Source organism: Microbacterium sp. CCH5-D1, from assembly GCF_001557335.1.
In the GTDB taxonomy this organism is placed as follows: domain Bacteria; phylum Actinomycetota; class Actinomycetes; order Actinomycetales; family Microbacteriaceae; genus Microbacterium; species Microbacterium oxydans.
The window spans coordinates 1-20,877 of sequence record NZ_LSJW01000071.1 but is presented as its reverse complement, the minus strand read 5'-3'; the positions used below and the strand labels follow the sequence as shown (position 1 = coordinate 20,877).

At 70.0% G+C, this 20,877-nt stretch carries 19 protein-coding genes; 12 read left to right on the top strand and 7 right to left on the bottom strand.

Annotated features, from left to right (window positions below; all coding sequences use genetic code 11):
• The first annotated feature begins 190 nt into the window (after positions 1-190).
• From AX744_RS04530 to AX744_RS04520, 3 genes are all read left to right on the top strand, one after another.
• Positions 191-1,339 (top strand): ROK family transcriptional regulator, encoded by a 1,149-nt coding sequence (locus AX744_RS04530; protein WP_061015520.1) that lies wholly within the window; start codon positions 191-193, stop codon positions 1,337-1,339.
• A gap of 91 nt (positions 1,340-1,430) precedes the next feature.
• Positions 1,431-2,360: a polysaccharide deacetylase family protein gene (locus AX744_RS04525; protein WP_058632961.1), complete on the top strand. Its 930-nt coding sequence runs from the start codon at positions 1,431-1,433 to the stop codon at positions 2,358-2,360.
• Positions 2,357-3,709, top strand: coding sequence for an MFS transporter (locus AX744_RS04520; protein ID WP_061015519.1), 1,353 nt, complete (start codon positions 2,357-2,359; stop codon positions 3,707-3,709). Before AX744_RS04525 ends, AX744_RS04520 begins: the two co-directional genes overlap by 4 nt.
• 3 nt (positions 3,710-3,712) lie before the next feature.
• Here the strand turns inward: AX744_RS04520 and galE are convergent, their stop codons facing one another.
• From galE to galT, 3 genes are read right to left on the bottom strand one after another with little or no spacing between them, the layout of a single operon-like run.
• Complete coding sequence (galE, locus tag AX744_RS04515; RefSeq protein WP_061015518.1) at positions 3,713-4,693, bottom strand: UDP-glucose 4-epimerase GalE; 981 nt, start codon at positions 4,691-4,693, stop codon at positions 3,713-3,715.
• 48 nt (positions 4,694-4,741) lie between these two features.
• On the bottom strand, positions 4,742-5,944 hold the full coding sequence (gene galK, locus AX744_RS04510) for a galactokinase (protein ID WP_061015517.1): 1,203 nt from the start codon (positions 5,942-5,944) through the stop codon (positions 4,742-4,744).
• Positions 5,941-7,143: a galactose-1-phosphate uridylyltransferase gene (galT, locus tag AX744_RS04505; protein WP_061015516.1), complete on the bottom strand. Its 1,203-nt coding sequence runs from the start codon at positions 7,141-7,143 to the stop codon at positions 5,941-5,943. Before galT ends, galK begins: the two co-directional genes overlap by 4 nt.
• Positions 7,144-7,305: 162 nt before the next feature.
• Here galT and AX744_RS04500 point away from each other — a divergent pair, with 162 nt between their 5' ends.
• The 6 genes from AX744_RS04500 (at position 7,306) to AX744_RS04475 (ending at position 13,908) form a co-directional block, all read left to right on the top strand.
• Entirely contained in the window at positions 7,306-8,262 is a 957-nt protein-coding gene (locus AX744_RS04500) for a LacI family DNA-binding transcriptional regulator (protein WP_061015515.1), read from the top strand.
• Positions 8,263-8,409: 147 nt separating this feature from the next.
• Positions 8,410-9,573, top strand: a complete 1,164-nt coding sequence (locus AX744_RS04495; protein ID WP_061015521.1) for a Gfo/Idh/MocA family protein — start codon at positions 8,410-8,412, stop codon at positions 9,571-9,573.
• Between the two features lie 7 nt (positions 9,574-9,580).
• Entirely contained in the window at positions 9,581-10,744 is a 1,164-nt protein-coding gene (locus tag AX744_RS04490; RefSeq protein WP_061015514.1) for a dihydrodipicolinate synthase family protein, read from the top strand.
• A complete protein-coding gene (locus AX744_RS04485; RefSeq protein WP_058632967.1) occupies positions 10,741-11,619 on the top strand; it encodes a sugar phosphate isomerase/epimerase family protein in 879 nt (292 codons plus the stop codon). The genes AX744_RS04490 and AX744_RS04485 overlap by 4 nt, the downstream gene beginning before the upstream one ends.
• A 76-nt stretch (positions 11,620-11,695) precedes the next feature.
• Positions 11,696-12,760, top strand: a complete 1,065-nt coding sequence (locus AX744_RS04480) for a LacI family DNA-binding transcriptional regulator (RefSeq protein ID WP_061015513.1) — start codon at positions 11,696-11,698, stop codon at positions 12,758-12,760.
• A complete protein-coding gene (locus AX744_RS04475; RefSeq protein WP_061015512.1) occupies positions 12,757-13,908 on the top strand; it encodes a glycerate kinase in 1,152 nt (383 codons plus the stop codon). Before AX744_RS04480 ends, AX744_RS04475 begins: the two co-directional genes overlap by 4 nt.
• 31 nt (positions 13,909-13,939) lie before the next feature.
• On the opposite strand, the gene pgm is transcribed toward AX744_RS04475, so the two are convergent.
• Positions 13,940-15,583 carry a phosphoglucomutase (alpha-D-glucose-1,6-bisphosphate-dependent) gene (gene pgm / locus AX744_RS04470; RefSeq protein ID WP_061015511.1) on the bottom strand — a complete coding sequence of 548 codons (1,644 nt, stop codon included), beginning with the start codon at positions 15,581-15,583 and terminating at the stop codon, positions 13,940-13,942.
• Positions 15,584-15,752: 169 nt separating this feature from the next.
• Here pgm and pheA point away from each other — a divergent pair, with 169 nt between their 5' ends.
• On the top strand, positions 15,753-16,703 hold the full coding sequence (gene pheA, locus AX744_RS04465) for a prephenate dehydratase (protein WP_045264466.1): 951 nt from the start codon (positions 15,753-15,755) through the stop codon (positions 16,701-16,703).
• 30 nt (positions 16,704-16,733) lie between these two features.
• Here pheA and AX744_RS04460 read toward each other — a convergent pair whose 3' ends face one another.
• From AX744_RS04460 to AX744_RS04450, 3 genes are all read right to left on the bottom strand, one after another.
• Positions 16,734-16,943, bottom strand: a complete 210-nt coding sequence (locus tag AX744_RS04460; RefSeq protein ID WP_061015510.1) for a hypothetical protein — start codon at positions 16,941-16,943, stop codon at positions 16,734-16,736.
• Between the two features lie 83 nt (positions 16,944-17,026).
• Positions 17,027-18,067, bottom strand: a complete 1,041-nt coding sequence (locus AX744_RS04455; RefSeq protein ID WP_061015509.1) for an LLM class flavin-dependent oxidoreductase — start codon at positions 18,065-18,067, stop codon at positions 17,027-17,029.
• Positions 18,068-18,180: 113 nt separating this feature from the next.
• Positions 18,181-18,603 carry an Hsp20/alpha crystallin family protein gene (locus AX744_RS04450; RefSeq protein ID WP_058632973.1) on the bottom strand — a complete coding sequence of 141 codons (423 nt, stop codon included), beginning with the start codon at positions 18,601-18,603 and terminating at the stop codon, positions 18,181-18,183.
• A 134-nt stretch (positions 18,604-18,737) separates the two neighbouring features.
• Between AX744_RS04450 and AX744_RS04445 the strand changes: the two genes are divergently transcribed.
• The gene (locus AX744_RS04445; protein WP_046747595.1) at positions 18,738-19,064 is read left to right on the top strand and encodes a MerR family transcriptional regulator; all 327 of its coding nucleotides are present in this window, start codon (positions 18,738-18,740) and stop codon (positions 19,062-19,064) included.
• Positions 19,065-19,118: 54 nt separating this feature from the next.
• Positions 19,119-20,849, top strand: coding sequence for a cation:proton antiporter (locus AX744_RS04440; RefSeq protein WP_058632974.1), 1,731 nt, complete (start codon positions 19,119-19,121; stop codon positions 20,847-20,849).
• The last annotated feature ends 28 nt before the right edge of the window (positions 20,850-20,877 follow it).

Below are 20,877 nucleotides of genomic sequence, written 5' to 3'. Positions count from 1 at the left end.
AGGTGGAGGTGATGGAGGAGGAGGAGATGTGCCTGTGCCTGTGCCTGTGCCTGGTTCTGCGCGCATGCGGTCCGACGGAACCGGTCCGGGGTGTCGACTGGTGCGACACGATGTGGCATGCTTGCGGGCACTGCGCCCGGCACAGCCAGTGGTGCACGACGCGACGAAGAGAGGCGAACCCGCAACCCCTATGTCCAGACCACTCGCGGGACCGCAGGGCCTGCTCCGCACGCTCAACGGCCGCGCGATCCTCGAAGCTCTCGCGCGCAGCGGTCCGCAGACCCGTTCGGACCTGATGTCGACCACCGGACTCTCACGGACGGCGGTGACCCAGGTGCTGCGGATGCTCGAGAATGCCGGTGCCGTCGCCCCCGCGGGCATCGACCGTGACACGAGGGGTCCTGCTGCAGGACGCGTCGCCCTGCACCCCCGGCTCGGTTTCGCCGCGGCCGTGCACGTCGATCATCACGCCGCCCACGTCGTGCTGGTCGACGCGACCGGCACTGTGCAGGCGGAGGAACACGGGCCCTTCGCCGAAACGGATGACCGCGTGGCCCACATCGTCGGGCTCGTGGAACGCTGCCGACGCTCGGTGAATGCGGCGAAAGCGGCCGTGCACCTGGCGGTGGTCGGAGTCCCCGGCATCGTCACGGCGGACGGAGGCATCCGAGACGACTTCGGCCCCGACGGCGGCCTCTTCCGCTCGGCTCTTTCCACGGCCCTGGACTGCCCCGTCCGCGTCGAGAACGACGTCAACCTCGCAGCCCTCGCCGAGCTCACGGGCGGTGAAGGCGGCACGCTCGCGAGCTTCGCGCTGCTGCTGCTCGACGACGGGCTCGGTGCAGGCATCGTCATCGACGGGGAACTCCACCGCGGGTTCTCCGGCGTCGCAGGCGAAGTCATGTACTTGCCGCAGACGCCCATCCCGATCGGTGCGCCCCTCGCCGGCGATGCGGTGGTCGGAGACCTGGCTCTCGGCGTCGGACGAGACCCCGATGCGTCGCTCGACGACCATCTGGAAGCAGCCGAGCGCGGAGACGAGGCGGCTGTCCAGATCGTGTCAGAGCTCGCCCGCCGCATCGTCCTCGTCGCGGGCACCGTGGGGCTGGTGCTCGACCCCGAGGCGTTCATCCTCAGCGGCAAGGCCGCACACCCGGCCCTCGTCGCCGCGATCGAGCGCATCGCCGCCGAGTACGAGGCGCAGCTTCCGCTCCGGTTCCTGGTCTCGTCGTTCGGCACCGAGGCTCCGCTCATCGGTGCGGTCGACCAAGCCGCGGCAGCGCTCCGCAGCGACCTCTTCAGCCGCATCCTCACGCCCGCACCCAAGGGTGGCCGCTGAACGACCACCCTGACTCGACCGCCGAAGCCCACTCACCGGCACCACGCCACGCCTCCGAGCAACGCCGCTCGACCACCGACAGGATCATCCGATGACCGCACCCTCCGAACTCGCCGACCGCCTCGGACTCGCGCCCGGCACGCGGGCCATCATCCTCAATGCGGATGACTTCGGCATGTGCCATGCCGCGAACACCGCCATCGTCGACCTGCTCACGTCCTCGCGCATCGACTCGAGCACCGTGATGGTCCCGTGCTCCTGGTCGCCCGAAGCGCTCGCCTTCGCCGCCTCCCGTCCGGATCTCGACGTCGGTGTGCATCTCGTGCTCACGAGCGAATGGGCGCGCTACCGGTGGCGTCCGCTCACCGGCTCGGACACGAGCCTCGTCGACGCTGCGGGTTTCTTCCCGACCGATGTGCTCTCCGTCGAGCAGAACGCCTCAGACGAGGATGTCGCCGCCGAACTCTCCGCCCAACTGCAGACCGCGCTCGATGCCGGCGTGGATGTGACGCACCTCGACAACCACATGGGGTCGGTCTACGGGCTCGTGACGGGACGGGACTTCCTGCAGCCGGTCTTCGAACTCGCCGCACGGCACGGCCTGCCCTTCCGGCTGCCCCGCAGCATGGACGGCGTGGGCGAGAATCCCGCCCTGCAGGCTCAGCTCGATCGCGCCGCAGCGGCCGCCGACGCGTCAGGCGTCGAGATCATCGATCGCCTCTGGTCGCATCCGTTCGAACTCCTGCGCGAAGGCGCACCCGACGAGGAGACGTATGAGGAGGTGCGAGCCGGTTTCATCGCGCTGCTGCGGGCGGTGCCGGCCGGAGTCACCGAGATCTACCTGCATCCGATGGTCGACGACGACGAGCTCCGCGCGGCCGTCGACTTCAGCGCGAGGAAGCGCGGCTATGAGCTGCGTCTGCTGAGCGACCCGGTCGTGCTGCAGGCCATCGAGGATGAGGCGCTCGTGCGCATCGGCTGGCGCGACCTGCGAGACCTGCAGAGGGGCAGCGCCCGGTGACCTCTCTGCGCGAACGCGTACGGGACCGACGACTGGATGCGGCGCCCACCAGAGCGCAGACGATCGCCTTCGGTGCATCCGGCTTCCCGACGCAACTGATGGCGCAGACCTTCTCGGCCTTCGTCGTCTACTTCTACGTCTCGCACCTCGCGGTCCCGGCGACGGGCGTGGCGATCGCCATGATCGCCCACGGGGTGCTGAACGCCGTGCTGAACCCCGTCGTCGGCACGATCTCCGACCGGCTGCGCACGCCCTGGGGTCGGCGCATCCCGTGGATCGGCCTGGGCATCGTGCCACTCGTCGTCGCCTTCGCGCTTGTCTGGATGCCGCCGGATCTCCCGGTCAGCGGCCTCATCGTCTGGTTCCTCGTCGTCGTGGCCGTCTACGACGTGGCCTTCGTGGTGGTGGTGCTGAACATCTCGGCGCTGTTCCCTGAGATCTTCCGCACCACCGAGGAGCGGGCCCGCGGCAACGTGCCGCGACAGATCTTCGCGATCCTCGGCATGGTGCTCGGCACGGCCGGCGCTCCCGCGCTGTACAGCGCCATCGGCTGGCCGGGAATGGCCATGGTGCTCGGGGCCGTCTGCCTCGTGCTGCTCGTGTGGTCGTTCCTCGGAGGCATGATCGAGCGCCGGACGCCGGAGACGCCGGCGGTGTCGTCATCGCCCGACAACCCGGGGGAAGCCATGCGCTGGGGCGACCAGCTGACCTATACCTTCCGCAACCGTGCGTTCGTCCCGTACGTCCTCGGCTCGCTGTTCGTGCAGACGTCGATCGCCGTGATCCTCGCCGCCGTCCCCTTCTACGTGCGCTACTCGCTGCACGCGCCGGAGGGAGAGGGCAGTCTGCTGCTCGGGGCGATCTTCGTGACCGCGATCCCCTCGATCGTGTTGTGGAGCGCGGTCGTCCGCCGCACCTCGCCGCGCACGGCCATGCTGTGGAGCGTCGCGGTGTTCGGGACGGCCGTTCTCGGCTATCTCGCCCCCTCGACCGTGCTCGGCGCTGCGCTGGTCGGCGTGGCCGTCGGTGTGGGTGTCGGGGGTCTGCTGCAGCTGCTCGAGGTCATGCTCGCGCAGATCATCGACGATGACGCGACCCGCACCGGGCACCGTCGAGAAGGCGCCTACTTCGGGGTGAACGGATTCGTGGTCCGTGGCTCGGTCGTGCTGCAGGCGATCGTCGCCGCAGTGGTGCTGAACGCTGCCGGGTTCGATGCCACTCTCGGCGACGCACAGCCGGACAGTGTCGACGGAGGCATCCGGCTGATGCTCGCGGTGATCCCGCTCGGGTTCACGGCCGTCGCCTGGCTGTGCTTCTGGGCATACCCGATCCGCGCCCGCGACGTCTGATCGTCAGGGGCGAGCTGCCTGTCGGGCCTCCCAGCCCGTGCGCACCATCTCGTCCACCGAGTACCGCATGGTCCAGTCGAGGTCGCGTGCGGCGAGCTCGCCCGTCGCCACGATGCGGTCGGGGTCTCCGGGGCGCCGGGGGCCGACTTCGGGCGTGAAGTCGATTCCGGTCACGCGGGCGACGGCATCCATGATCTGCTTCACGCTGAGGCCGTCGCCGGAGCCGAGGTTGTATGCCGCTTCGAGGGGCTGGCCGGCCGTGAGGCGCTGGGCCGCCGCGACGTGGGCGGCCGCGATGTCGCCGACGTGCACGTAGTCGCGCACGTTCGTCCCGTCTTCCGTGTCGTAGTCGTCGCCGTTGATGCGCGGGGTCTTCCCCGCGATCAGCGCCTCGAACACGATGGGGAACAGGTTGTGCGGGCTGACGTCGTAGACCGTCGGATCGGCGGATCCCACCACGTTGAAGTACCGCAGCGAGGTGTGCCGCAGCGGGCGCTCCGAGTCCGCCGTCGCGATCGCCTGGTCGCGCAGCAGCCACTCGCCGATGAGCTTGGATTCCCCGTAGGGGCTGGCAGGCTTCTTGGCGGTGTCCTCGACGACGAGGGCGACGTCTGGGGTGCCGTACACCGCGGCGGACGAGGAGAAGACGATGTTCGCGACACCGGCGGACTCCATGGCCTCGAGGATCACGCGTGTGCCGTCGACGTTCTGCGCATAGGTGTGCAGGGGGCGCTGCACCGAGACGCCGGCGTACTTGAAGCCGGCGACGTGGATCACCCCTTCGGCGTCATGCTCGCGCAGCGTGCTCTCGACGAGCTCGCGGTCGAGGATGCTGCCCTGCACGAACTCCACGCCTTCGGGCACGAAAGACGCGACACCGCTGGAGAGGTCGTCGAGCACGACAGGCGTGAGCCCCGCGTTCGCAAGCGCACGCACGACGTGGGAGCCGATGTAGCCGGCCCCGCCGGTCACGATCCAGGACATTGCTTCCTCTCCTGCCGCGGATTCGTCGCGGCCCGATGGATCATTCTGTCATGCGTCGCGCCGAGGACCGGCTGAGGGGAGGACCGCGAACAGCAGGGGTTCCACGAACCCGTGCGCCGCGAAGGAATCCCTCACGGCCTCCGACACCGAGGCGACGTCGGACGCTTCGACCAGAGCGATCGCCGCACCGCCGAAACCGCCGCCCGTCATCCGCGCCCCCAGGGCGCCGGCGGCCAGGGCGGTGTCGACGGCCGTGTCGAGCTCGGGGGTCGAGATCTCGAAGTCGTCCCGCATCGATGCGTGCGAGGCGACCAGGAAGTCGCCGATCGCTCGCACGCCCTGCTCGCGCAGCACCCGCACCGTGTCGAACACCCGCTGGTTCTCGGTCACGATGTGGCGCACGCGGCGGAAGGTCACGTCGTCCATCCGGCCCTGCGCCCGCGGCAGGTCGTCCACCGTGACGTCGCGCAGTGCCGGCACACCCAGGAGCGAGGCGCCGAGCTCGCAGGAAGCGCGCCTCTCGCGATAGCCGCCGGTGGAGTGGGCGTGCTTCACGCGCGTGTCGATCACGAGGATCGCGAGGCCCGTCTCGGCGACGGCGAGTGGGACGAGTTCGGCGTCCAACGAGCGGCAGTCGAGGAAGATCGCGGTGTCGGGCCGACCGAGCATCGACGCCATCTGGTCCATGATGCCGGTCGGCGCGCCCACCGCTTCGTTCTCGGCACGGCGCCCGATGCGGGCGAGGTGCGTGCCGTCGAAGCCGGTGTTCCACAGGTCGTTCAGCGCGGAAGCCGTCGCGCCCTCGATCGCGGCGGACGAGGAGAGCCCCGCCCCGACCGGCACGTCGGACGCGATGGTGAGGTCGAATCCTCCGAAGGGCCCGCTCTCCGTCGCGGCCTGTCGCATCGCCCAGGCGACTCCGAGGGGGTACGCGGCCCATTCGGGGACGGCAGGGTGGGCGCCCGCGGGGGTGGGGAAGAGTCGATCCAGATCGTCCAGGTCGACCTCGACCGGCTCCTCAGCGAAGGTGGAGGCGACTCGGACCCGGTCGTCGTCGCGCAGGCCGACGGCGGCCACCGTGCGCTGCGGGATGGCGAACGGCAGCACGAACCCGTCGTTGTAGTCGGTGTGCTCGCCGATGAGGTTCACGCGTCCGGGTGCCGACCAGAGTCCGTCCGGCTCGCGGCCGGTGAGGCGCGCGAACAGGGATCCGGCGTCATCGTGTGCGGCGTCGTCGTGTGCGGCGGTCATGCGGAGGCTCCCGGATCGGTCTGGTCGTCTGCTGTGCGCTCGATGGCCTCGCGGAGTCGCGCGGCTCCGACCTCCGGCGGCACCTCTGCCGCCCACGCCCACATCGCGGCCTCCGAGCCGGCGAGGAACTTCAGCTTGTCGGCGGCACGGCGCGGGCTCGTCAGCTGCAGGTGCAGGCGCACGGTGTCGCGGCCCACGTGCACCGGTGCCTGATGCCAGGCGGCGATGTACGGGGTGGGGGAGTCGTAGAGGGCGTCGACGCCGCGCAGCAGGCGCAGGTACAGGGGTGCGAGTTCGTCCCGCTCGGCCGCCGAGGTCTCGGCGAAATCCGCCACGTGACGGTGCGGCATCAGGTGCACCTCGAGCGGCCAGCGCGCGGCGAACGGCACGAACGCCGTCCAGTGCTCGCCCCGGAACACGACGCGCTCGGACGCCTGCTCGGAATCCAGGATGCGCTGGAAGAGGTCGGGCGCCGTGCGGTCGATCGACTCCAGCACGCGAGCGGTGCGCGGGGTCACGTACGGGTAGGCGTAGATCTGGCCGTGCGGGTGGGGCAGCGTCACGCCGATCGCCTCGCCGCGGTTCTCGAACGGGAAGATCTGCTCGATGCCGGGCAGCCGGGAGAGCGCGGCCGTGCGGTCGGCCCACGCCTCGATCACGGTGCGCGCGCGGGTGACCGACTGCGTGCCGAAGGAGCCTGCGTGCTCGGGGCTGAAGCAGACGACCTCGCAGCGTCCGACCGAGGTGCGCGTGCGACCGAGGCCCAGGGCGGCGAGGTCGTCGAGACCGCGGGGAGCATTCGCAGCCTGCGGAGCGGTGCCCACCGCCTCGGCGAGAGCAGGACCGAATGCGGGGGAGCGGTTCTCGAACACCGCGACGTCGTAGCGGGACGGCACCTCCGACGGATTGCTCGGCGTCTGCGGGGCCAGGGGGTCGGCATCCGAACCCGGCATCATCACGCGGTTCTGCCGGTTCGCGGCCACCGTGATCCAGTCGCCGGTGAGCACGTCGAGGCGCATGGTCGCGGTGTCGGGTCGCGGGCCGAGGGTGCGGGCATCCACGGAGCGCTCCGGTCCGAGTGCCGTCCCCGGGTCGTCGTAGTAGATCAGATCGCGGCCGTCGGCGAGGGTGGTGGCGCGTTTGACGACGCCGGCGCCGAGGGTCTCGGTGCGCGTCTCGGGAAGCTCGGGCGTGTTCACGTAAACATGGTAGGCGCAGCCCCGTGATAACGTCAACACGAGCGAGTCGCGCATCCACCGTGCGCGGGACGGAGGCGGCGGGTGCGAGCACGCGGGAGTGGCGGAGAAGGCGTCGACGTGCCCGGTTCCGACCGCGGGTGTTCGTCCTCCCGCCGGGTGTCGATGGCCATGGTCGCCGAGCGTGCCGGTGTCTCGGGTCAGACGGTCTCCCGTGTCGTCAACGGCAGCCCCCGCGTGGACCCCGATACCAGAGCGCGTGTCGAGACCGCGATGGTCGAGCTCGGATACCGCCCGCACCGCGCGGCCCGCGCCCTGCGCACCGGGCGTTCGCAGACCATCGGACTCGTCGTCACCACGCTCTCGACGGTCGGCAACTCCCGCATGCTCCAGGCGACGGCGGAGGCGGCGGCGGAGCGCGGATACGCCCTCACGCTGGTGACTGCCGCCCGGGGCATCGGTGAGGCGTTCGACCGGCTCGCCGAGCAAGAGGTGGACGGCGCGATCGTCCTGAACGAGGCGTCGGCCCTGGTCTCCGACACCGAGCGCCCGAGCGGGCTCAGGCTCGTGGTCGTCGACGCCCCGACCGAGGCCGGCTTCGCCTCGGTGCACAGCGATCATGCCGGAGGCGCAGCGGCGGCCACGGAACGGCTCCTGGAGCTCGGGCACTCCACGGTCCATCACCTCGCCGGTCCCGCCGACTCCTTCGCCGCCATGGAGCGGGAACGGGGCTGGTGCGAGACCCTCGCCGCTGCCGGCATCGATGCTCCGCCCGTCGTCCGGGGTGACTGGAGCGCCGATTCGGGCCACCGGGCGGCAGCTGCACTGACGGCGGCCACCGCGGTCTTCTCCGCCAACGATCAGATGGCGCTGGGCTTGCTGCGCGCGCTCTCCGACGTGGGGCGCCGGGTGCCGGAGGATGTCAGCGTGATCGGCTTCGACGACGTGCCGGATGCGGCGAACTACCGCCCTCCACTGACCACCATCCGGCAGGACTTCACGGCCCTCGCCCAGCGAGCGGTCTCGTCGTTGATCGACGCCATCGAAGGGGTGTCGAAGGCTCGCGCCGCCTCGGTCGTCGGAACCGAGCTCGTCGAGCGCGCCAGCACGACATCGCGCTGACCGTCACACCCTCCTGATGCGCCTGTTGCAGTTCGCCTCGATGTCGTGCCATGATGCCGGAAAGCGTTTTCCCATCTTGTGGCCGACCAGCAGGTCCGACCACCGGGGAAGCGCACCGACGGCCTCCTGCGACAGAAACGGAACACCATGGCACAGGCGAACACCCGCGAGATCGGGATCATCATGAACGGCGTCTCCGGGCGCATGGGCTACCGGCAGCATCTGGTGCGCTCGATCCTCGCGATCCGCGAGGAGGGCGGCATCGAACTCGCCGACGGCTCCCGCATCACGGTGAAGCCGATCCTGGTCGGACGCAACGAGGCCAAGCTGGCCGAGCTGGCGGCGAAGCACGGCATCGACGACTACACGACCGATCTCGACGCGGCGCTCGCCGACCCGCAGTGGGAGATCTACGCCGACTTCCTCGTGACCAAGGCCCGCGCCTCCGCGATCCGCAAGGCCATCGCCGCAGGGAAGGCGATCTACACGGAGAAGCCCACTGCGGAGTCGCTCAAGGAGGCACTCGAGCTCGCGCGCCTGGCGGACGAGGCGGGCGTCAAGACCGGCGTCGTGCACGACAAGCTGTATCTCCCCGGTCTGCAGAAGCTCAAGCGCCTGATCGACTCCGGATTCTTCGGCCGCATCCTCTCCGTCCGCGGCGAGTTCGGGTACTGGGTGTTCGAGGGCGACTGGCAGCCCGCGCAGCGTCCGAGCTGGAACTACCGCACCGAGGACGGCGGCGGCATCATCACCGACATGTTCCCGCACTGGAACTACGTGCTGGAGAACCTGTTCGGCGAGGTCAAGAGCGTGTACGCGCAGGCCGCCGTGCACATCGCCGACCGCTGGGACGAGAAGGGCGAGCACTACACCGCCACAGCGGAGGACGCCGCGTACGGGATCTTCGAGATCGAGGGCGGCGTGATCGCCGAGATCAACTCCTCCTGGACCGTGCGCGTGAACCGCGACGAGCTCGTCGAGTTCCAGGTCGACGGCACCCACGGATCCGCCGTGGTCGGACTGTTCGGCGCGAAGATCCAGCCGCGCAACGCCACCCCGAAGCCCGTGTGGAACCCCGACCTCGAGGACACGCGCGACTACGACGCCGACTGGCAGGACGTGCCGACCAACGACGTCTTCCTCAACGGTTTCCGCCAGCAGTGGCAGGAGTATCTGGTCTCCTACGTCGAGGGCACCGAATACCCGTTCGACCTGCTCGCCGGTGCACGGGGTGTGCAGTTCGCCGAGGCGGGACTGACCTCCAGCGCCGAGGGTCGCAAGATCGCCCTGTCGCCGCTGACCCTGGGCTGAGGCGCGCATGAGCACTCTGCGCCTACTCCGCCCCAGCGGTGAGACGTTCGCCGCCGCCCTCAACGACTCGGGCGCATACGCCCGCCCGACGACGCCGCTGCAGAGTCGTGTCGCCTACGCCGCTGCACACGTCGTGCCGAAGGTGCATGCCGACAACACCCCGGGACAGCCCGCCGACATCGACTGGGATTCCACCCTCGCCTTCCGCCGCAACGTGTACTCCTGGGGTCTCGGCGTCGCCGACGCGATGGACACGGCGCAGCGGAACATGGGTCTCGATGCCGCAGCCACCCGTGAGCTGATCGCCCGCAGCGCTCAGGTCGCGCGCGAGGAGGGCGGTTCGGTCGTCGTCGGCGTCAACACCGACCACATCGCCGAGACGCACATCCCCCTCGAACAGGTGATCGCGGCCTACACCGAGCAGTTGCACTTCACCGAGGAGCAGGGCGCCGGACCCGTGCTGATGGCCTCGCGCCACCTCGCCCGTGTCGCCGCCGACGCCGCCGATTACCGCCGCGTGTATCGGGAGGTGCTCTCGCGCGCGACGACCCCCGTGGTGCTGCACTGGCTGGGTACGGCTTTCGACCCCGAGCTCGCCGGCTACTTCGGTGCGGAGGATTGGCAGACGGCGTCCGAGGTGCTGCTGCAGATCATCGCCGAGAGCCGTGGCAAGGTCGCGGGTGTCAAGATGAGCCTGCTGAACGCCGACTCCGAGATCGCGGTGCGCTCGCGCCTCCCCGAGGGGGTCAGGATGTTCACCGGCGATGACTTCAACTACGTGGACCTGATCGGCGGCGCTGCGGACCGTGCCCACTCCGACGCTCTGCTGGGAGCCTTCGCCGCGATCACCCCTGTCGCGTCCGCGGCGATCCAGGCGTTGGATGCGGGTGACGCTGCGGAGTACCGGCGGGTCCTCGGTCCGACCGAAGCACTGAGCAGGCAGGTGTTCGCGGCGCCCACCTTCTACTACAAGACGGGTGTGGCGTTCCTCTCCTGGTTGAACGGGCACCAGCCTGCGTTCCAGATGGTCGGCGGGCTGCATTCCGCGCGCAGCCTGCCGCATCTGAGCCGCATCGTCGAGCTCGCGAACGACTCGCTCGCGCTCGAACAGCCCGACCTCGCCCGCGAGCGGTGGCACAGCATGTTGCGTGTGAACGGAGTGGACGCATGACCCGCGAAGCGCAGACTCCGGATCCGCGACTGTCGATCAATCAGGCGACCATCAAGCACGCCGACCTCGCGACGGCGCTGCGGGTCACGGCCGCCGCCGGCGTACGGTCGATCGGACTCTGGCGTGAGCCCGTGAACGACGTCGGGCTCGACGTCGCGGCGCGGATGCTCCGAGACTCGGGGCTCCGGTTCTCGACGCACTGCCGAGGCGGATTCTTCACGCTGCCGGACGGCCCGGAGAGGCGCGCGGCGCTCGACGACAACCGCCGTGCGATCGAGGAGACGGCGACGCTCGCGGCCGCGGGAGCCGCGGGATCCACCGCTGTGCTGGTGCTCGTCGCCGGGGGGCTGCCCGCGGGATCGCGCGACCTGATCGGAGCGCGCGAGCGCGTGCGGGATGCCATCGGCGTGCTGGCCCCCGAGGCGAAGGCGGCGGGTGTGACGCTCGCGATCGAGCCGCTGCACCCGATGTACGCCTCCGATCGCGCCGTCGTCTCGACGCTCGGTCAGGCGCTCGACATCGCGGGCGACTTCGAGCCCGATGTGGTGGGCGCGGCCGTCGACACGTTCCACATCTGGTGGGATCCGCAGGTGCTCGAGCAGATCGCGCGCGCCGGCCGGGAGGGACGCATCGCCACGTACCAGGTGTGCGACTGGAAGACGCCCCTCGCGGACGATGTGCTGCTCTCACGGCACTACACCGGCGACGGGGTGATCGACTTCGCCTCGCTCACGCGCGCCGTGATCGCGACCGGATACGACCGTGACATCGAGGTCGAGATCTTCAACGCCGACATCTGGGCGGACGCTCCGGATCACGTCGTACGGCGGACTGCCGAGACGTTCGCCGAAGCCGTCTCCCCGTACCTGAGGTGAGGATGTCCGGTCGCCGGCGCCGCGTCGTCCCTCGCGGTGATGCTGAGGCGGGACCGTGGCAAGTAGGATCTGGGTCATGACCAAGCCCGCAACGTCCGCGGAGCGGCCAGCGCGGTCTCCGCGTCATGTGCGAGGGCCCGCCCCCACCCTGCACGACGTCGCACGCGAGGCGGGGGTCTCGCTCGCGACCGCATCGCGCGTGCTGAACGGCTCCGAGCGGAAGGTCGCCGAGTCGTTCCGGGAACGGGTGGAGTCCGCGGCCGGGAAGCTGGGGTACACCGCCAACGTCTCGGCCCAGTCGATCGCGAAGGGCACGTCGCCGGTCATCGCCCTGCTCGTCGCCGACATCGCCGACCCCTATTTCGGACAGATCGCGTCAGGCGTCGCCAGGGGAGCGGACGAGGAGGGGCTGGTCGTGACGATCGCGATCACCGAGAGGGACCAGGCGCGGGAGGCGCGGATCGTGCGCGCCCTGCGCGGGCAGCGGCCCCGAGGCCTGATCCTGGCCGCCTCTCGCACACAGGAGGCCACAGAGGCCGAGACCGCGCACGAGCTCGCGGAGTTCGTGAGGCAGGGCGGCCGCGTCGTGGCGTTCGGACCAGACGGCGAGGGAGAGCGTCACATCGAGATCGACAACCGCTCCGGTGCGGAGGCGTTGGGTCGTCTGATGGCAGATCGCGGATACCGCCGTGCCATCGTTCTCGGCGCGGCGGACGGGGTGCGCACATCGGATGATCGTCTCGTCGGCTTCCGCGCGGGTTTCGAGCAGGCGGGTGGCGTCGTCGAGAGCGTGCATCGTGGCGACTTCCGCCGGGAGTCCGGGGCTGCCGGGATGAGGGCGGCCCTCGACCGCGGAGTGGAGGCCGGCACCCTCGTGTTCGCGATCAGCGACGTGGTGGCGCTCGGGGCGATGTCCGCGATCCGTGACGCGGGGCGCGAGATCGGCACCGACATCGCGGTCTGCGGTTTCGACGATGTCCCCGCGAGCAGCGATGTCTCCCCGGCACTGACGACGGTGCGCGTGCCGTTGAGCGACGTCGGGTACCAGGCCTTCCGCGCGACGGTCGACGTCGAGTGGGTGCAGGCCCCGTTGCCGCTCGAGGTCATCGTGCGTGCCAGCACTCCGATGGTCGGCTCGTGACCAGGGTCGTGCTGGCCCCCGACAGCTTCAAGGGCACGGTCGCCGCGGTAGAGGCGGCCGTCGCGCTCGCGGAGGGCTGGGCATCGGTCGAACCCGAGGCTGAGTTCGTGCATCGACCGATGGCAGACGGTGGTGAGGGGACCGTTGCGGCCTTCGAAGCGGCGGTGCCAGGCGCGGTGCGGATGCCCCTCGCGGTCGACGGGCCTGCCGGGGTGCGGGTCGACACCTTCTGGTTGCTGCTGCCGCCGACGGTCGACGCCCCCGACGGCACAGGTGTGATCGACCTCGCCTCGACCTCGGGCATCGAGCTGCTGCAGGAGCTGCGTCCCTGGGATGCGGATACGACCGGCCTCGGCCAGGCCCTGGCCGCAGCCATCGATCATGGTGTCTCACGCCTCGTCGTCGGCATCGGCTCCAGCGCGTCCACCGATGGAGGCACCGGGATGCTCTCGGCCCTCGGCGCGCGGTTCCTCGATGCCACCGGCGTTCCGGTCGCTCGCGGCGCGCGTGGCCTCGCAGACATCGCGTCCGCCGATCTCACCGGGCTGCGCGCGGCACCCGACGTGCGGGTGCTCACCGACGTCACGAATCCGCTCACCGGCCCGCGCGGTGCGGCCGCGGTGTTCGGCCCCCAGAAGGGGCTGCGATCGGTCGACGACATCGCCATCGTCGACGACGGCCTCGGCCGGCTCGCCGAACTGCTCGCCATCGATCCCGCAGGGCCAGGCTACGGCGCGGCCGGCGGAACCGGAGCAGCCCTCGTCGCGTGGGGTGGCGAGCTCGCTCCCGGTGCCGCGGAGGTGGCCGAGCTCATCGGTCTCGCCGATGCGCTCTCCGATGCCGACGCGATCATCACGGGGGAGGGGTCGTACGACGGCCAGTCCGGAGACGGCAAGGTGCCGTCATTCCTCGCGAATCTCGCGGCCGAGGCCGGAGCCGTGGCGATGCTGGCGGCAGGGCGGGTCACCGCAGACGCCGACACCTCGTCGTTCGCCGACGTCGCGTCTCTCACCGCGCTGGCCGGTTCGTCGGAGGCGGCGCTGGCCGAACCCGTCCGCTGGTTGCGCGCCGCCGGCGCCGTTCTGGCTCGCACCGCCGCAGCTCGCACCGCCGCAGCTCGCACCGCATCTGCCGGCGAATCGTCCTGACCGCCGGCGCGAGACCGACGGTCCGCAGCCGTCAGTCGCCGAGCGCGGCGGAGACCACGGCGCGTGCTTCGGCCTGCACCTCGGCGAGGTGCTCAGGACCGCGCAGGCTCTCCGCATAGAGCTTGTAGACGTCTTCGGTGCCCGAAGGGCGAGCGGCGAACCAGGCGTGCTCGGTCTGCACCTTGAGGCCGCCGATCGCCGCACCGTTGCCAGGGGCGTGCGACAGCTTCGCCGTGATGTCCTCGCCGGCGAGCGCGGTCGCCGTCACCGCCTCGGGAGCGAGCTTGCCGAGGGTCGCCTTCTGCTCCGGGGTCGCCGGAGCGTCGACGCGCTGATACGCCGATGCGCCGAAGGCGGTCTCCAGCTCGTGGTACCGCTCCGAGGGGGTCTTCCCGGTGACGGCGATGATCTCGGCGGCCAGCAGGCACAGCAGGATGCCGTCCTTGTCCGTGGACCAGACCGAGCCGTCCTTGCGGAGGAACGAGGCACCGGCCGACTCCTCCCCGCCGAACGCGACCGAGCCGTCGAGCAGCCCGGGGACGAACCACTTGAATCCGACCGGAACCTCCAGCAGGCGCCGTCCGAGCGACTCGGCGACGCGGTCGATGATCATGGACGAGACCAGCGTCTTGCCGATCGCGGCGTCGCGGGGCCACCCCTCACGGTGCGAGAACAGGTAGTCGATGGCGACCGCGAGGTAGTGGTTCGGGTTCATCAGTCCGGCGTCCGGGGTCACGATCCCGTGCCGGTCGGCGTCGGCGTCGTTCCCGGTGAGGACGTCGTAGGAGCCCTTCTTCGCGACCAGGGATGCCATCGCCGAAGGGGACGACGGATCCATCCGGATCTTCTCGTCCCAGTCGAGCGTCATGAAGCGCCATGTCGGGTCGACCTCGGGGTTCACGACGGTGAGGTCGAGGTCGTGCATCTCGGCGATCAGCGACCAGTACTCGACGGAGGCCCCGCCCAGCGGGTCGGCGCCGATGCTGACGCCGGCGCTGCGGATCGCATAGATGTCGATGATCGACGGCAGATCGCGCACGTAGGCGTCACGGAAGTCGTAGCCGGTGAGGGAGTCCCAGTCGATGTCGGCGAAGCGCTCCAGCTTCACGCCCTCGAGCCCCGCGGCGATCAGGGTGTTCGCCCGGTCGGCGATCCAGCTTGTCGCGTCGGTGTCGGCGGGCCCGCCGTGCGGAGGGTTGTACTTGAATCCGCCGTCGCGCGGAGGGTTGTGCGAGGGGGTGACGACGATGCCGTCGGCGCGACCGGGGTCGTCTGCCGCCTTGCCGCGGTTGTAGGTGAGGATCGCGTGGCTGAGGGCCGGAGTCGGCACCCACGAGTCGCGGGAGTCGACGCGCACGTCGATGCCGTTCGCGAGCAGCACCTCGATCGCGCTGCGCTCGGCGGGGAGCGACAGCGCGTGCGTGTCGCGTCCGAGGAACAGCGGACCGGTGATCCCCTGCGCGTCGCGGTAGTCGACGATCGCCTGCGTCGTGGCGAGGATGTGGTTCTCGTTGAAGCTGTTCGACAGCGACGATCCGCGATGGCCGCTGGTGCCGAACACGACGCGCTCTGCGGCCACCTCCGGGTTCGGCGTGCGGTCGTAGTAGGCGGCGATCAGTTCGTCGACGTCGATCAGGTCACTTTCCTCCGCGGGGAGGCCGGCACGGCTCGTCATCCTCTCAGTCTGCCCCCTGTTCGGCGTGATCGCATCCGGAAGAGGCCCTCTTCCTCTCCCGCCTCGCCGTTCTCGTCGCGATATGACAGCCAGAACCGCCGACGAAGGTGGAAGATTGCGACGGGAGGGGAAGTCACGCGGGGGAGCGGCGCCGTCACCGAGGGATAAGGTGAAACCCGTGACTGAACGCCGCACCTACAGCTATCTCGGCCCCGCCGGCACCTTCACGGAGGCGGCGCTCGATCAGGTGGCCGAGGCCCGCGGGCAGGACTGGCGCCCCGTGCACAACGTGGGCGAGGCTCTCGCCGACGTGCTCGAGGGGCGCAGCGACGCCGCGATGATCGCGATCGAGAACTCGATCGAGGGCGGGGTGTCCACCACGCAGGACGCTCTGGCGACCCTCCCCGGTCTGCGCATCATCGGCGAGTACCTGGTGCGGGTGAACTTCGTGCTGGTCGCCCCGCGCGGCACGACGCTCGACCAGGTCGAGGTCATCGCGGCGCATCCCGTCGCCTACGCGCAGTGCCACGGCTGGCTCGGCGCGCACCTGCCGTCGCACTCGCACGTGCCGGCCTCGAGCAACGTCGCCTCCGCGATCGGCGTCCTCGACGGAACGCTGCCCGCCCAGGCCGCCATCGCGGCTCCCGGCATCGTGAACCACTACGACGTCGATGTGCTGGCGGAAGGCATCGGCGACAACGCCCAGGCGGTGACCCGTTTCGTGCTGGTCACCCGCACCACCCGCTCACCGGAACCGACCGGTGCAGATAAGACGTCCCTGATCGTCGAGCTTCCGCACGACCACCCCGGATCGCTCCTGGAGATGCTCGAGCAGTTCTCCACCCGCGGGATCAACCTGTCGCTCATCGAGTCGCGGCCCATCGGCGATGAGCTGGGTCGCTACCGGTTCGTGATCGACGCCGACGGCCACATCGAGCACGAGCGCATGGCCGATGCGCTGCTCGGCATCCGCCGGTTCAGTCCCCGCGTCGTGTTCCTCGGGTCGTACCCGCGGGCGGACCGTCAGATCGTGCAGTACCCTGACCGCTACTCGGACGACGTGTTCGTCGAGGCGCGCGATTGGCTCCGCGGGATCCTCTCCGGCGAACCGGAGTCCTGACTCTCCCGGTCCGTCAGGCCGTCGAGCCGCTCAGTGCTCCTGGAAGCGCGGCCAATCGCTCCCCGGCATCATGTGCGAATGCAGCGCACCCTTCGCCGAGGCGAGGCTCGGGTAGGTGCCCGTCGTCGCGTCGGCCCCGACCATCGTGACCGTGTAGCCGTCCTCGTCGTGGCGGACGCTGCCCACAACGCCGTTGCGTCCGTAGGCCACCCAGAGTGCGAGTGTCTTCGTGGTGCTCATCGTCGAACCCCTCTCTCTGCCGCCGAGGCTACGCCTGCCCGCAGGGGAAGGCCAGGGCTTGACAAGCGGCCATCACTGTCGGCTCAGAGCGCAGCGGCGATGAGCTCCAGAGTCTGCGCTCGTCCGGTCGGGGCATCCTTCGGCTCGGCGTCGTAGGCACCGGCGACCGGTGAGAGCATGACCTCGTCGACGCCGTGGCGCTCGGCGAAGGCACGCACCTCGGCCGCGACGCTCTCACCCGTGCCGACGAACCAGCGAGAGCGGGCGGCCTGCACGACCTCGTCGGTCGCCGGGTCGGTGACGGCGGACATCGCTTGCTCGACGGTCTCGAGAGCGGCGAGGGGTTGATTGAGCCGCAGGCGCGCCATCATCCGCAGCTGCGGCAGCGCGCGAGCCTCCGCCTCGTCCTGGGTCGGCGCCGCCACCGCGTTCACGGTGAGGAACGTGCGCGGCTCAGGGTGCTCTTCGCTGGGGCGGTACCCGGTGCGGTAGAGATCGAGCGCGCGTTCGAGACCCTGCCCCGAGAAGTGGTTGGCGAAGACGTAGGGCAGCCCGTGGGATGCGGCGAGCTGGGCCGAGTAGTCGCTCGATCCGAGCAGCCAGACCTCGGGGGTTCCGGTCGCGGCCGGAGTGGCGCGCACCGTGTACTCCCCGCCAGAGGTGAAGCGCAGGGCGGCTCCCTCGCCGGAGAGGAGTGCGGCGATGTCCTGCACATGGCGCGGGAACTGCTCCACGTCGCTCGTCGTTCCCGAACCGCGGAGCAGCTGGGTGATGACCGGGTCGCTTCCCGGAGCGCGCCCGAGGCCGAGGTCGATGCGGCCGGGCGCGATCGCCTCGAGTGCCGCGAACTGCTCCGCGACGATGAGCGGCGCGTGGTTGGGCAGCATCACGCCGCCCGAACCGAGCCGCACGCGCGAGGTGCGGCTGGCTGCGGCCGCGATCAGCACCGGGGGAGTGGTCGACGCGACCGACGGCATGTTGTGGTGCTCGGCGAACCAGTAGCGGCGATAGCCGAGGCGGTCGGCGACCTCCGCGAGAGCGAGCGAGGCGGCGACGGCCTCTGCGCTGGTCTGGCCGGTGCGAACCGGGACGAGGTCGAGGACGGAGAGAGCTGTATCGGGCATCCTCGGTTGCAACGCGTCCGCAGGCGCCGTCATTCCCCGTCTTGCCCGGTTCGCCCGGCGGTGTTCGGGGCGCAACGGGGTGGGGGCGACAGTCACGCCGCCCCCACCGTTCGTCAGGCGTTGATCGCCTCGCGCTGATCAGTGGACTCCACCGTGATCTTGCGCGGCTTGGCACGCTCGCTCACCGGGATGATGACGGACAGCACACCGCTCTCGTACGAGGCGCTGATGCCGTCGAGGTCGACACCCTCGCCGAGCGAGAACTGCCGCAGGAAGGAGCCGGATCCGCGTTCACGGGCGAGCCAGCGCACACCGTCACGGGTGTCGGGGGTGCGCTGTGCGCGGATCGTGAGCTGACCGCCGTCGAGATCGACGTCGATCGAGCCGGGGTCGGCCCCGGGAAGGTCGGCGTGGAGCACATACCGGTCTCCGTCGCGGAAGAGGTCCACCGGCATCGGCCGGGGAGCGCGAACGGAGTCCAGCACGCTCGCGGCGAAGCGATCGAGCTGGCTGAAGGGGTCGAAGGTCAGTGCCATGAGGTTCTCCTTTCGTGCTGCCCTGAGGGCGAATCGGTGGTGCAGGAGATCTGCACCATTGCTATAGATTTTTTATACGACAACTCGTGTTAGATTTGCAACTCCGAATCCCGCCGACCTCAGGGGGTGGCCGCATGCCGCATCGTGACAGCCGGACGCCGCTCTACGGCATAGCCGTCGCAGCGCAGCTGGTCGAGCTCCCCGAGGCGACGCTCCGCCTGTTCGAGAGCAAGGGCTTGCTCACCCCCGCCCGCAGCGAAGGCGGGACCCGCCGCTACAGCGATGACGACATCGAACGGCTGCGGCGAGCGGCCTCACTGCGCGAAGACGGCGTGAACATCGCCGGGATCGCTCGGATGCTCGACCTGCAGGATGCCAACGACGACCTGCAGGTGCGCAACGAGCAGCTCCGCGAAGCTCTCGATGCTCAGCGCGGGAGAGGCCGCCGCTCCGCCGACTGATCGATGGTGCGACGCGGCCGACCGTCCATCGGGCCCGACCACTACCGTTGAGGCATGGAAGCAGGCATCTTCTACGTCCTCGTCGGCTCGGTCGCCGTCGCCGCCTTCGCGCGGTGGCGTGGATGGCCTGCACCTCTGCTCGTGACGGTGGTCGCGCTCGCCGCGTCGTTCCTCCCGTTCGTGCCCGATCTCGACATCGACGGGCATGTGCTCCTGAGTCTCGTGCTGCCGCCGCTGCTGTACTCGGCCGCCCTCGATGTCTCCTTCGTCGGGTTCAAGCGCAGCCTGCCGCAGATCCGCCGTCTCGGGATCTGGCTCGTGCTGCTCACGGCCCTCGCCGTCGGGTTCGTCGCCTGGTGGATCCTGCCCTCGCTCACGCTTCCCGGCGCACTGCTGCTGGGCGCGATCGTCGCTCCTCCCGACGCGGTGTCCGCCGCGGCGATTGGTCGTCGGCTCGGACTGCCTCGACGCATCATGACCGTGTTGTCGGGCGAGAGTCTCATCAACGACGCGACCTCGCTCACCCTGTACCGGGTGTTCGCGGCGATCCTCGCCGGGGCGACGGTCTCGGTGTGGGGCGGTGTCTTGCAGTTCCTGCTGGCTGTCGGCGTCGGTGTCGCCGTCGGACTCGTCTTCGGGATCGTCCTGCACCAGCTGCGCATGCGCATCAGCGATCCGGTCGTCATCGGCACCTTCGGACTGCTCGCTCCGTTCGGTGCGTACGCGATCGCCGAGCATCTGCTCGGATCGGGAGTCCTCGCCGTCGTGGCGATGGGGCTCTACGTCGGTTACAACTCGCCGCGCACCGACTACACGACGCGCCAACAGGAGAAGCCGCTGTGGCTCTCGGCCGACCTGTTGCTGGAGAGCTTCGTGTTCGCCTACATCGGGCTGCAGTTCCCTCGCGTGCTCAGCGACCTCGGCAGCGAGTCCGTCGGACAGATCCTGCTGCTCTCCGGCGCGGTGCTGCTCGTGGTGGTCATCGTGCGGCCCCTCTACATCTACCCGACCAGTGCGTGGTCGAACTTCCAGGACCGCAAGCGTCTCGAGCGCTGGGATCGCGGTGTGGAATCCGGGGAGTTCGAGAAACGTCACCGCAGGTCGCGTCGCTGGGGGAACTACACGGCGGACGAACTGCGCAGCCACATCGTTCGGGAGCAGATGGCGGGACTCACCCTCACGTGGAAGGACAGCGCCGTCATCTCCTGGGCGGGCATGCGCGGGGTGGTGACGCTGGCGATCGCGGTGGCGGCGGCCGACCTCGCGACCCTCGACACCGAGGCGTCGCACGCGATCGTCGTCGTCGCGTTCATCGTCACGGTGGGCACCCTGCTGCTGCAGGGGCTCACGCTGCCCATGCTGATCCGTGGTCTCGGCATCGAGCGCGACGCGGATGAGGCGGAGGACGAGGCGGCTCTTGCGGAAGTGCGGGAGAAGAGCCGCGAGGCCGGCAAGGCCTATCTCGCCGAGAAGCGCGTGGAGTGGGAGGCGAAGTACGGCGAGGTCGATCTGAGCGTGTTCGACGCGTTCACGAAGCGTATGACCCGGGTGGAGAAGGACACCGACGAGGCGCAGAAGGTCGAGGACGCCGTGACCCGGCCCTCCTATGACGACCTCGTCGCGCTGTCCAGAGGGTGGTTGCAGGTGCGCCGCGACATCCTCCTCGCCGAGCGCGACGCCGGCAATCTCGACGAAGAGGTGATGCGGGAGCTCATCGCCGCGATGGATGCCGAGGAGCTCGCGCTCGACACGCGCGGTGCCACCCGTCAACAGAGCCGCGCCTGACGATCCCTCCCGCTCCCCCCTCCTCACC

Excerpts from the sequence above, each read along its gene's own strand:
- AX744_RS04480 (WP_061015513.1), top strand. The coding sequence starts at position 11,696 with ATGACCAAGCCCGCAACGTCCGCGGAGCGGCCAGCGCGGTCTCCGCGT.
- galK (WP_061015517.1), bottom strand. The coding sequence starts at position 5,944 with ATGACCGCCGCACACGACGACGCCGCACACGATGACGCCGGATCCCTG.
- AX744_RS04445 (WP_046747595.1), top strand. The coding sequence starts at position 18,738 with ATGCCGCATCGTGACAGCCGGACGCCGCTCTACGGCATAGCCGTCGCA.
- galE (WP_061015518.1), bottom strand. The coding sequence starts at position 4,693 with ATGTCCTGGATCGTGACCGGCGGGGCCGGCTACATCGGCTCCCACGTC.
- AX744_RS04460 (WP_061015510.1), bottom strand. The coding sequence starts at position 16,943 with ATGAGCACCACGAAGACACTCGCACTCTGGGTGGCCTACGGACGCAAC.
- AX744_RS04440 (WP_058632974.1), top strand. The coding sequence starts at position 19,119 with ATGGAAGCAGGCATCTTCTACGTCCTCGTCGGCTCGGTCGCCGTCGCC.
- AX744_RS04485 (WP_058632967.1), top strand. The coding sequence starts at position 10,741 with ATGACCCGCGAAGCGCAGACTCCGGATCCGCGACTGTCGATCAATCAG.
- AX744_RS04525 (WP_058632961.1), top strand. The coding sequence starts at position 1,431 with ATGACCGCACCCTCCGAACTCGCCGACCGCCTCGGACTCGCGCCCGGC.
- AX744_RS04495 (WP_061015521.1), top strand. The coding sequence starts at position 8,410 with ATGGCACAGGCGAACACCCGCGAGATCGGGATCATCATGAACGGCGTC.
- AX744_RS04500 (WP_061015515.1), top strand. The coding sequence starts at position 7,306 with ATGGCCATGGTCGCCGAGCGTGCCGGTGTCTCGGGTCAGACGGTCTCC.
- pgm (WP_061015511.1), bottom strand. The coding sequence starts at position 15,583 with ATGACGAGCCGTGCCGGCCTCCCCGCGGAGGAAAGTGACCTGATCGAC.
- AX744_RS04450 (WP_058632973.1), bottom strand. The coding sequence starts at position 18,603 with ATGGCACTGACCTTCGACCCCTTCAGCCAGCTCGATCGCTTCGCCGCG.
- AX744_RS04455 (WP_061015509.1), bottom strand. The coding sequence starts at position 18,067 with ATGCCCGATACAGCTCTCTCCGTCCTCGACCTCGTCCCGGTTCGCACC.
- AX744_RS04490 (WP_061015514.1), top strand. The coding sequence starts at position 9,581 with ATGAGCACTCTGCGCCTACTCCGCCCCAGCGGTGAGACGTTCGCCGCC.
- AX744_RS04530 (WP_061015520.1), top strand. The coding sequence starts at position 191 with ATGTCCAGACCACTCGCGGGACCGCAGGGCCTGCTCCGCACGCTCAAC.